The sequence below is a fragment of the Serratia sp. PL7 genome, from assembly GCF_945957435.1.
This window is the reverse complement of sequence record NZ_CAMFLB010000014.1, coordinates 177,640-188,957: the sequence shown is the minus strand read 5'-3', so window position 1 is coordinate 188,957 and position 11,318 is coordinate 177,640. Positions and strand designations below refer to the sequence as shown.

Here is an 11,318-nt window from a genome sequence, read left to right as displayed (position 1 = left end):
TTCCCTCAATGCCAAATCAGTAATACACAGGCGGCGGTTAGCAGCCCCATCGACACGTTAAAGATAATCCAGGCCTTCTTGCTGCGCAGCAGGCGGCCAATCACCGTACCAAAACCTAACCAGATAATCCCAGCCACGATATTGACGGCAAAGATACCGAAGGCGATAGCCAGAATGGAGTGGTTGTATTTATCCCCCGCCAGGCTGAAGCTCGCCACCGCCCCTAGCGCCATCAGCCAGGCCTTGGGGTTGAGGAATTGCAACAGCCAGCCTTGGTACAGACGCACCGGCTTTGGTGGCGGCGCATCGGTTTCCAGCTTTTCATAGGCCGCCGTCGCCACTTTCCACGCCAGCCACAACAGATAAAGGCTGCCGAGGATTTTCAAGATCAAGTGCAAGGAGGGATAAATCAGGATCAACCCACCAACGCCAAATGCCACCAACACCAGGATACTTTGCATGCCCAGCATGATGCCGATCATCAGCCATAATGAACGCATAAAGCCGAAATTGGCACCTGAGGTGGTGAGCAACATATTGTTGGGGCCAGGGGTGATCGCGGCCACCCACAGGAAGCCTAGCATCGAAAGAAATAAACTCAGTTCCATGAAGCGGGTGCTCCTCACCCAAATGACTTTTTTGCAGTATGATTGCTAATACATGTGTTTGAAGCTAACAGTGCGGTTCGGATCACACAATAGCCGCCAACAAGAATTTTATTCATTATGTATGAATCCTTTCGCCCCCTGACCGGGGCCAGTAATCCACACCTGCAAACCCTGCTGCCACGGCTGGTGCGCCGCCGCGTACTGCTGCAACCTCATTGGCAGCGGCTGGAGTTGCCGGACGGCGATTTCGTCGATCTGGCCTGGAGTGAAGATCCGCAACTGGCGCGCGATAAACCTCGCGTGGTGCTGTTCCATGGGTTAGAGGGTAATTTTTACAGCCCTTACGCACATGGGCTGCTCAATGCCTGGCGCGAGCAAGGCTGGTTGGGCGTGGTGATGCATTTCCGTGGTTGCAGCGGTGTGCCCAACCGTAAGCAACGTATCTACCATTCCGGCGAAACGGAAGATGCCCGCTTCTTCCTGCGCTGGCTGCGTGACAGCTTTGGCGAAGTGCCAACGGCGGCGGTCGGGATTTCTCTCGGCGGCAATATGCTGGCCTATTATCTGGCCCAACAGGGCAATGACAGCCTGCTACAGGCGGCTGTGGTTGTTTCCGCCCCGCTGATGCTGGAACCTTGCTCAATCCGCATGGAACAGGGATTCTCACGCGTTTATCAGCGCTACCTGCTGGGCCAACTCAAGCAAAATGCCACCCGCAAGCTGCTGCACTATCCAGGCACCTTACCGTTGGATTTGTCGCAACTGAACAAGCTGCGGCGCATTCGCGAGTTTGATGATGTGATCACCTCGCGCATTCACGGCTTCAGCGACGCGGTCGATTACTATCGCCGCTGCAGCGCCCTGCCGCTGTTGCCGCAGATCACCACGCCGCTGCTGATCATTCACGCTAAAGACGATCCGTTTATGACCGATGCGGTGATCCCCGACCTCGCCAGCCTGCCGCCTAATATCGAATATCAGCTGACGGAGTGCGGTGGCCACGTCGGCTTTGTCGGCGGCACCTTGAAAAAACCGCAAATGTGGCTGGAGCAACGTATCCCAGCCTGGCTTTCTCCTTTTTTGGAACCCACCAAGTGATTATTCCCTGGCAAGACATTGAACAAGAGACCCTCAACAGCCTGATCGAATCCTTTGTATTACGCGAAGGAACCGACTACGGCGAGCACGAACGTTCGCTGGAACAGAAGGTCGACGACGTGCGCCGCCAGTTGAAAAGCGGCGAAGTAGTACTGGTATGGTCAGAGCTACATGAAACCGTCAACATCATGCCTCGCGGGCAGATCCGCGCCGGGCAGGAGGAAATTTAGTCTTATTGCATGCTATGACTGAGGGAAAAAATCAGGTAACAATGCAGTATTGCAAACCAACGCGCACAATTTCGCCTTGGGCGAAAGGGTATCAGCCATACTAAAAATCTTATTCTTAGCCTGCGCATTTAATACGGAGTGACCCTCGATCATGTCTGCCAAACATCCCGTTATCGCGGTGACCGGCTCCAGCGGAGCCGGCACCACCACCACCAGCTTGGCGTTCCGCAAGATTTTTCAGCAGCTAAACCTGCGCGCTGCCCAGCTGGAAGGCGACAGCTTCCACCGTTACACCCGGCCGGAAATGGATGCGGCAATCCGTAAAGCCCGCGATATGGGTCGCCATATCAGCTACTTCGGCCCGGAAGCCAACGACTTTGGTCTGCTGGAGCAGAGCTTTATCGAATACGGCAAGAACGGCACCGGCCGCTCACGTAAATATCTGCATACCTACGACGAGGCAGTGCCTTACAATCAGGTACCGGGCACCTTCACGCCTTGGGAGCCACTGCCCGCCCCGACGGATGTCCTGTTCTACGAAGGGCTGCACGGCGGCGTAGTGGCCGATCAGATCGACGTAGCCAAACATGTCGATCTGCTGGTCGGCGTGGTGCCGATCGTCAACCTGGAGTGGATCCAGAAGCTGATCCGCGATACCGGCGAGCGTGGCCATTCACGTGAGGCGGTGATGGACTCGGTGGTCCGTTCGATGGAGGATTACATTAGCTACATCACGCCACAGTTTTCGCGTACCCATATCAACTTCCAGCGCGTCCCGACGGTGGATACCTCCAACCCGTTTGCCGCCAAGGCGATCCCCTCTCTGGACGAAAGCTTGGTAGTGATCCACTTCCGTGGCCTGGATCAGATCGACTTCCCTTACCTGCTGGCAATGCTGCAAGGATCGTTTATCTCGCATATCAATACGCTGGTGGTGCCGGGCGGCAAGATGGGGCTGGCAATGGAACTGATCATGGCACCGCTGGTGCAGCGGCTGATGGAAGGCAAGAAAATCGAGTAAATTATCAGGCGCGGCCAATCACCGCGCCCACCGTTGTTAACGCATCAACAGATGGCGGATAAAACCGACGTGCAGTTTCACCCCAATCTGCATCGCCGCCTCGTCCAGTTTAAAACGGGGATTATGCACGCCGTAGGTGGCACCGATCGCCTCGTTACCGCTGCCGATAAACAGGAAGCACCCCGGCACTTTCTCCTGATAGGAGGAGAAATCCTCGCTGCCAAACATCGCGGAGGTCAATTCCCGCAGCGCCTGTGGCCCCACGGCTTCGGCCACCACCTCGCGCGCAATCGCGCAGGCATCAGGGTGGTTATTGCCGATGGTATAGCCACGCGTCCAGTCAACCTTGTAGCTGGCACCGTGCGCCTGGCTGATCCCAGCGACGGTTTGCTCAACCAACAGCGGCACTCGCTCACGTACTTCCTGGTTATGAGTGCGTAGCGTTCCCGCCAGCCGCGCGCTGTCTGGGATGACGTTATAGCTGTCACCCGCCTGGAAGGTCGCCACCGTCAGCACCGGTGCATTTAACGGATCCAGCTTACGTGCCACGATCTGCTGCAAAGCGCTAACGATTTCCGCACCAATCGGCACCGGATCGATACACAGATGCGGCATCGAGCCATGCCCCCCCTTCCCCTGCAGCACAATATCGAAGTTATCGCTGGAGCCACTGAATACGCCCTGCTTCATCCCTACCTCACCGGTCGGGAAGTTGGGCATGACATGCAGGCCGAAGATCATCTTCACGCCATCCAGAACCCCTAAATCCACTAGCTGTTGGGCTCCGCCCGGTGGCACTTCTTCGGCATGCTGGAAGATAAAGCGCACTGAACCTTGCAACTGCGCCTGCAACTGGCAAAGCACGCTGGCCGCCCCCAGCAACATCGCGCTGTGGGCATCATGGCCGCAGGCATGCATCACCCCTGGCCGGGTAGAGCAGAAAGGTTCGTCGCTTTCCTCCTGGATAGGCAAAGCGTCGATATCGGCGCGCAATGCATAGCACGGCCCCGGCGCTGCGCCCTGCAATTCGGCCACTACGCTATTTGGTGTAGGACGTGAGATCTTCAACGGGCCAAGGCTGGCCAACTGCCCGGCAATGTAATCTGCCGTCTGCGCTTCCTGGAATGACAACTCCGGATTGGCATGCAGGTGGCGACGCCACTGCAAGACCTGTTGTTCCACGCCAGCAATCAGTTGTTCAATGTTCATTTTCATACTCCTTAATTCAGTGCCGGTTGGCGTGCTTTACCCGCCAATGGCAGGATCACCAGCCCGGAAACCACCATAGCCAGTGCTAAAAAGATAAACGTCGTCATATAGTTATGGCTGATAGTGATCAGATACCCCATGGCGATAGGGGCCACAAAGCCGCCCAAGGTGCCGCCGGTGTTAATCAGCCCCATCGCTGCACCCATTACTTCCGCAGGCAGGCGCTTCATCGGCAGGGTAAACACCGTGACGAACGAGGCCATCAGGAAGATATAACCCAGGAACAAGAACAGGCTGGCCGTCAGCGCTGATTCGCTGGTAAACACCAGCCAGATGCACAAGGCGCTGATCAGGGAACTGAAGAAGATCACCCACGGCTCACGCCCTTGCAGATAGCGCCCAACCAGCCAGCCGGTACCGAGTGAGGAGATCCAGATCCCCAGACCACCGGCGGCTACCACCATGCTGGAAACGTCAATTGGCATTCCCCGCTGCTGTACCAGGAATTTCGGCAGCCAGGCCATCAGGCCGTACGACGGGATGTTGATACAGAAGATCGCCACAAACAGCAGCAACACAATTGGGTTTTTCAGCAGGGCCTTATAGTTGGCTGCGGCGGCCCCAGCTTTGGCGGGTGCCGCCTGTGGCGGATTGGGAACCAGCCACAAGATGCAGGCAGCAATCACGAATGCCAACAGACCAAGCGCAGAGAACGACCCACGCCAGCCGATGTGATCCAGGCAATAGACCGCGACCAGCGGCCCGACGGTCATCGCCAATCCGGCGGAGGACAGCAGAATGGACTGCGCGAAGGTGCGCTGTTCCAGTGGGAAATTCGCCACCACCGCCTTGGCGCAGGAACACGGATAGCCAGAGTGGCCAATACCGGACAAAAAGCGGAACGTCACCAGCAGGCCCAGGCCGAACCCCAGAATGCCGAAGCACAGGGCAAATCCCCCCAGCAGCAGTAACGAACTGCACAGCACTTTCTTAAAGCCAAAGCGGTCATTGAGCCAGCCCGCCGGTATCTGGAACAGGGAATACGCCAGGAAAAACATCCCGGTAATGTAGCCCAGCTGTTCCGGCTGTAGATTGAACTCGCGCTCGATAGGTAACAGCGCAAAACCCATCACGGTTTTATCGATGTACACCACGACATAGCCCACAAACAGCAAAAAAATCATTAGCGAACGATTCTTCATTGCCGATATTCCTTTAAGTTATCACCCAGGCAGCCCACCCGCAGGGCAGGCGTAGTTTAATAATGTGATCAAGGTCACTTTATAGTTTTAATAACAGTCACTTACAATAACATGCTGAAATTATCGCCTTTTGCCGAGTGGCATAAGATACAATTTTGTAAGGGGTGATGCTTTTTATTGATAGGGTGGGGGAATGCGCTATTTACCGAAGTTACAACAGTTGAAAGTTTTCCAGCAGGTGATCCGCAGCGGCAGTATTCGCGGGGCGGCGCGCGCGCTGGAGCAGTCTCAGCCCGCCGTGAGCCGTACCATCCGTGAACTGGAACAGATCCTGGAAACCCAGTTGATCAATCGCAGCAGCCAGGGAATGACGCTGACCGAAACCGGCCGCGCCTTTGCCCTGCGGATGCAGTTGATCCTGGAAGAGTTGCAACGCGCCGCCGACGAGATCCAGCAGTTGAATCAGCATTCGCAAGGTAACGTCGCCATTGGCTGCTCTTCACTACTCGCTCTCACGGTATTACCGGAACTGGTCGAAGCCTTCAAACAGCCGTTTCCGCAGGCCAATCTGCTGATCCGCGAAGCACAGCTTTCTACGCTGCTGCCAGCATTGCGCGAAGGCCGCCTGGATTTTGCCGTGGGTACCGTCAGCCCGGAACTGCCGCTGGAGGATCTGGTGCGTGAACCGCTGTTCAGCGCCTCTTTTTGCATTATCGCACGCCAGGGGCACCCACTGGCGCAGGCAACCTCGCTGGACGAACTGCGTGAGGCCAAGTGGCTATTACCGGAAACCGATATGGGTTATTACCAGCAGTTGCGCGCGGTGTTGGGCACCTTCTATCAGCAATTGAGCCGTTCGCCCATTCGCTCGGATTCAGTGACCTGTGGCTTGAACATGGTGTTAGAGGCGGATTATTTGACTATCGTGGCGCGGGCGATGAGTGCACCGTTCCATTTGCAGCATCGGCTGGTGGCATTGCCTATCGACACGCTGCCGCAGGCGCAATATTGCGTGCTGTATTCACAGAAATCGCCGCTAACCGTAACGGCACGGCGATTTCTTGATTTATTGCGTGCCCACTGTCTGCGCTACCCTTGGTAGGATCAGGCTACTTCGCGGATTTCAAAGCTGTGGGTGATACTGGCGGCTTTACCCAGCATCAAGGAGACTGAGCAGTATTTCTCGGCGGAAAGATCCACCGCGCGCTCTACAATCTTATCAGTCAGCCCTTTGCCGGTGACAATAAAATGCAGGTTGATATGGGTAAATAGACGTGGCGCTTCTTCACGGCGCTCAGAGGTCAGTTTTACCTCGCAGTCACGCACATCGTTACGTCCTTTTTGCAGGATCGACACTACATCAATGGCGCTACAACCGCCGACGGACATCAACACCATTTCCATTGGGCTTGGCGCTTTATCGCCCGCGTTGCCATCCATCAAAACCTGGTGGCCGGACGCAGACTCACCCAGGAATGTCAGCCCTTCTACCCACTTAACTCTTGCCTGCATGTTACACACTCCGGTTAATTTCTTAAAAACAGGGTACGCTTTCGCATACATTCTGGCAACGTAACCTGACCCTAATCATGCTGAAGCGAGACAACACAAGACACCCGCCTCACTCTGTGCTACAAACAGAGCCGCAATAACTCTTTCCAGGTCACCGATTTCAGGGATATGTCCAAGGAAAGGCCCCTATATTGGTTTGTTAACAGAATGTAGCTTGCAGCTCTCCCTGCAAGTTAATATGCTAGAGCACAAGCGTATTTCTATAACACGCCTCAAAACCTGTTGATAGCCACAATTAAAACACCGGGCTATAAGCACGTTTTACAGGGAACTCTGACCCCTGTGATACAAGGCAGCGATAACAACAGAGGATAACAGCGAATGGTTCTCGGCAAACCGCAAACAGACCCGACTCTCGAATGGTTCCTGTCTCATTGCCATATCCACAAATATCCATCGAAGAGTACGCTGATTCACCAAGGTGAAAAGGCCGAAACGCTTTACTACATCGTCAAAGGCTCCGTCGCGGTGCTGATTAAAGATGAAGAAGGCAAAGAGATGATCCTGTCCTACCTTAACCAGGGGGATTTCATCGGCGAGCTAGGATTATTTGAAGAAGGCCAGGAGCGTAGCGCCTGGGTACGGGCCAAAACCGCCTGTGAAGTGGCTGAAATTTCCTACAAGAAATTCCGCCAGTTGATCCAGGTTAACCCGGATATCCTGATGCGCCTGTCCGCACAGATGGCTAACCGCCTGCAAGTCACCTCAGAGAAAGTGGGTAACCTCGCCTTCCTTGACGTTACCGGCCGCATTGCTCAGACCTTGCTGAACCTGGCAAAACAACCTGATGCCATGACTCACCCAGACGGCATGCAGATCAAAATCACCCGCCAGGAAATTGGCCAAATCGTCGGTTGCTCACGTGAAACCGTCGGTCGTATTTTGAAAATGCTCGAAGATCAAAACCTGATCTCCGCGCACGGCAAAACCATTGTCGTGTACGGTACGCGTTAATCCCCAGGGAAACGGTGCAGCAATGCGCCGTTTCTTTACCTACTGAATAGCCAACCATGTGGCGCCGCCTGATCTACCATCCGGAAGTCAACTACGCACTGCGGCAAACGCTGGTGTTGTGCCTGCCGGTGGCGTTTGGTTTGCTGATTGGCAACCTGCAACTCGGCATGCTGTTCTCGTTGGTGCCCGCCTGCTGCAACATTGCCGGGCTGGATACGCCACACAAACGCTTTTTCAAACGCCTGGTTGTGGGTGGCTCCCTATTCGCACTCAGTAGCTTTCTGCTGCAACAAGCCCTGCTGTGGGACCTTCCCCTGCCCTTACTGATGCTGGGAATGGCGCTGTTGCTCGGCGTCAGCGGTGAGATCAGTCCGCTGCATGCCCGCCTGCTACCAGCCGCACTGGTTGCCGCCATCTTTTCCCTCAGCATGGTAGGCACCGTGCCAATCTGGCATGCCCCTTTACTGTATATCGTCGGCACCGCCTGGTACGGGTTGTTTACCTGGGCCTGGTTCAAGCTGTGGAAAGAGCAGCCGATGCGCGAATCCTTAAGCCAGCTGTATATGCAGTTGGCCGACTATTTTGAAGCCAAATACTCATTACTGACGCAACATACCGATCCAGAAACTGCCCTGCCGCCGCTGTTGCAACGCCAACAGAAAGTGATGGATCTGATCAGTCTGCTATACCAACAGCTTAATTTCCTGCCCCATGCCAATAACCTGGAGCAAAAGCGCCTGCAACGTACGTTTCAGGTGGCGCTCGATTTGCAAGAGCACATTACCGTCAGCCTGCATCTGCCGGAAGAAGTACAAAAGCTGGTGGAGCAAAGCCAGGCCGAAGCGATTATCCGCCGCAACGCCCAGGTGATCGCCACGCGCCTGCGGGTGGTGGCCGACGATATTCTCTATCATCGGCACTCTGCGCGTTTCAGTATGAAGAATGAGTTGGCGGCGCTGGAAAAAGTGGCCTCACAGCACGCCGATAACCCGGTTGGCCAGTTCTGCTATTACCACTTCAGCCGCATCGCACGCCTGCTGCGCACCCAGCACCCGCTTTACCGCCGCAATCTGATGGCCAATCAGTCACGTCTGCCGTTCTGGCCCGCGGTGGTGAGCTATCTGTCGTTTAAATCCAACGCCCTGCGCAACGCCGCCAGGCTGGGGGTCATTCTGGCGGCAGGCAGTAGCCTGGGCATGCTGTTCAACCTGCCAAAACCCTATTGGATTTTGCTGACCATCATGCTGGTCAGTCAAAACGGCTATAACGCCACGCGGGTGAGGATCCAGCACCGTGCCCTCGGCACGTTGGCCGGGTTGGTGATTGCCGCCGGACTGCTGCAACTGCAGATGCCGGAGAACGTGACGCTGAGCATCATGTTGGCGATCACCTTGGCGGCCTATCTGATCCTGCGGAAAAACTACGGGCTGGCGGTGATGGGCTTTACCGTGACCGCCGTCTACACCTTGCAACTCCTGGCGCTGAATGGCACCCATTTCCTGGTTCCCCGCCTGATCGATACCCTTATTGGCTGCGTACTGGTGTTTGGCGGCACGATCTGGCTATGGCCGCAGTGGCAGAGTGGCCTGCTGCGTAAAAACGCCCATCAGGCGCTAGAGCACGATCAGACGGCACTGCGATTATTGCTGGAAGAGCAGGAACCGGACCCCAGTGAACTGGCCTACACGCGTATGCAGGTCAACCAGGCGCATAACGCCCTGTTTACCTCGCTCAATCAGGCGATGCAGGAGCCGGGGTTTGAATCGAATTATCTGGCAGATATGCGGCTGTGGATCACCCATAACCAGTTTATCGTTGAACACCTGAATGCGATGACCATTCTGGCGCGCGAGCACTATATGCTGACGCCCAAGCTGGCTCAGGAGTATCTGCAAACCTGTGAGATAGCCTTGCAGAGCTGCCAGCAGCGGTTGGAATATGACGGCCCAAGTACCAGCAATAGCATCATGAAGCCGCCGGACCTGCACCCGGACATGCCGATCACCGAGATGGAACGCCACCTGCGGCGGATCCTTTCTCACCTGACCGTGATGCATACCATTTCGTCACTGGCATGGCGCCAGCGCCCACATCATGGGATCTGGCTGAAGCGCAAACTGCGGGAAAGCTGAGGTTGCCGGAGCCGATGCTGAAGTTCGGCCCCGGCAAATGACTTAAGCCTTAATCACATCCTGTACGGCCAATTCGAACAGCGCCATGCCTTCGTCGATATCTTTCAGCTCAACCACCAACGAAGGAGCAAAACGGATCACGTTTGGCCCAGCGTTGAGGATCATCAAGCCACGCGCAGCGGCGGCAGTGAGAAAATCGCGCGCTTTGCCGTGATAGCCCGCCTTCAGTTCTGCACCAATCAGCAGCCCCATGCCACGAATATCGCTGAACACATCGTATTTTTTACCAATTTCCTGCAAAGCCTGCACAAACAGCCCGTGACGCTGCTCAATCCCGCTTAGCACCTCTGGCGTGTTGATAACGTCCAACGCTGCCTCTGCCACTGCACAGGCCAGTGGGTTACCGCCGTAGGTAGTACCATGAGTGCCAACCTGCATCACCGAGGCGATCTCTTCGGTAGTCAGCATCGCACTCACCGGGAAACCACCGCCCAGCGCTTTAGCGGTGGTGAGGATGTCTGGCGTAATGCCGTAATGCATATAGGTAAACAGCTTGCCGCTGCGGCCCATACCGCTTTGCACTTCATCAAATACCAGCAGCGCCTGATGTTGATCGCAGAGTTCACGCACGCCCTTGAGGAAGACAGGATCGGCGGCGGTAATGCCCCCTTCCCCCTGAATAGGCTCCATCACTACCGCACAGGTGTGATCGTCCATCACCGCTTTCACCGCGGCCAGATCGTTGAAGGGCACATGCACGATATCGGCCGGTTTCGGCCCAAAGCCGTCGGAATATTTTGGCTGCCCACCCACGGAAACGGTGAACAGCGTACGGCCATGGAAAGCGTTGTTAAACGCGATGATCTTGGTCTTATACGGGCTATGACGGGTGATGGCATAATGGCGAGCGAGCTTGAAAGCCGCCTCGTTAGCCTCTGCACCCGAGTTGGCGAAGAACACCCGGTCGGCGAAGGTAGCAGCGATCAATTTAGTGGCCAGGCGCAGCGCGGGCTCATTGGTGAACACGTTGCTGGTATGCCACAAGGTTTCGCCCTGCTGCTTTAAAGCCTCAACCAGTGCCGGATGGCAGTGCCCCAACGCAGTCACCGCTATACCACCAGAGAAGTCGATATACTCTTTCCCCTGCTGATCCCATACGCGGCTCCCCTTGCCCTTCACCGGCACAAACTGGGCCGGTGCATAAACAGGCAGGATAACCTGATCAAAGGTGCTGCGGGTGACTGCGGTTTTTTCGGTCATTACTGGCTCCAGGCGGCTAACTATTAAGTGAA

General features: G+C 55.7%; 11 protein-coding genes. 6 read left to right on the top strand and 5 right to left on the bottom strand.

What is annotated here, in order from left to right; all coding sequences use genetic code 11:
- Nucleotides 1-5: 5 nt before the first annotated feature.
- The gene (locus N6G83_RS36270; protein ID WP_021808042.1) at nucleotides 6-608 is read right to left on the bottom strand and encodes a LysE family translocator; all 603 of its coding nucleotides are present in this window, start codon (nucleotides 606-608) and stop codon (nucleotides 6-8) included.
- A 117-nt stretch (nucleotides 609-725) separates the two neighbouring features.
- Between N6G83_RS36270 and N6G83_RS36265 the strand changes: the two genes are divergently transcribed.
- The 3 genes from N6G83_RS36265 (at nucleotide 726) to N6G83_RS36255 (ending at nucleotide 2,957) form a co-directional block, all read left to right on the top strand.
- Nucleotides 726-1,706 carry a hydrolase gene (locus tag N6G83_RS36265; RefSeq protein ID WP_065684958.1) on the top strand — a complete coding sequence of 327 codons (981 nt, stop codon included), beginning with the start codon at nucleotides 726-728 and terminating at the stop codon, nucleotides 1,704-1,706.
- Complete coding sequence (locus tag N6G83_RS36260) at nucleotides 1,703-1,936, top strand: YheU family protein (protein WP_024530813.1); 234 nt, start codon at nucleotides 1,703-1,705, stop codon at nucleotides 1,934-1,936. Before N6G83_RS36265 ends, N6G83_RS36260 begins: the two co-directional genes overlap by 4 nt.
- Nucleotides 1,937-2,087: 151 nt before the next feature.
- A complete protein-coding gene (locus tag N6G83_RS36255; protein ID WP_021808045.1) occupies nucleotides 2,088-2,957 on the top strand; it encodes a phosphoribulokinase in 870 nt (289 codons plus the stop codon).
- A 36-nt stretch (nucleotides 2,958-2,993) separates the two neighbouring features.
- Here the strand turns inward: N6G83_RS36255 and N6G83_RS36250 are convergent, their stop codons facing one another.
- The gene (locus tag N6G83_RS36250; RefSeq protein ID WP_211134530.1) at nucleotides 2,994-4,172 is read right to left on the bottom strand and encodes an amidohydrolase; all 1,179 of its coding nucleotides are present in this window, start codon (nucleotides 4,170-4,172) and stop codon (nucleotides 2,994-2,996) included.
- Nucleotides 4,173-4,177: 5 nt separating this feature from the next.
- Nucleotides 4,178-5,368, bottom strand: a complete 1,191-nt coding sequence (locus N6G83_RS36245) for an MFS transporter (RefSeq protein ID WP_074032184.1) — start codon at nucleotides 5,366-5,368, stop codon at nucleotides 4,178-4,180.
- 193 nt (nucleotides 5,369-5,561) lie between these two features.
- Between N6G83_RS36245 and N6G83_RS36240 the strand changes: the two genes are divergently transcribed.
- Nucleotides 5,562-6,470, top strand: a complete 909-nt coding sequence (locus N6G83_RS36240) for a LysR substrate-binding domain-containing protein (protein ID WP_211134531.1) — start codon at nucleotides 5,562-5,564, stop codon at nucleotides 6,468-6,470.
- A 2-nt stretch (nucleotides 6,471-6,472) separates the two neighbouring features.
- On the opposite strand, the gene N6G83_RS36235 is transcribed toward N6G83_RS36240, so the two are convergent.
- Nucleotides 6,473-6,880, bottom strand: coding sequence for an OsmC family protein (locus N6G83_RS36235; protein WP_021181673.1), 408 nt, complete (start codon nucleotides 6,878-6,880; stop codon nucleotides 6,473-6,475).
- A gap of 381 nt (nucleotides 6,881-7,261) precedes the next feature.
- On the opposite strand from N6G83_RS36235, the gene crp reads away from it, so the two are divergent.
- Nucleotides 7,262-7,894 (top strand): cAMP-activated global transcriptional regulator CRP, encoded by a 633-nt coding sequence (crp, locus tag N6G83_RS36230; protein WP_005969523.1) that lies wholly within the window; start codon nucleotides 7,262-7,264, stop codon nucleotides 7,892-7,894.
- Between the two features lie 56 nt (nucleotides 7,895-7,950).
- Entirely contained in the window at nucleotides 7,951-10,026 is a 2,076-nt protein-coding gene (locus N6G83_RS36225; protein ID WP_065684951.1) for a YccS/YhfK family putative transporter, read from the top strand.
- 42 nt (nucleotides 10,027-10,068) lie between these two features.
- On the opposite strand, the gene N6G83_RS36220 is transcribed toward N6G83_RS36225, so the two are convergent.
- Complete coding sequence (locus tag N6G83_RS36220; RefSeq protein ID WP_024527550.1) at nucleotides 10,069-11,286, bottom strand: aspartate aminotransferase family protein; 1,218 nt, start codon at nucleotides 11,284-11,286, stop codon at nucleotides 10,069-10,071.
- Nucleotides 11,287-11,318 lie beyond the last annotated feature (32 nt).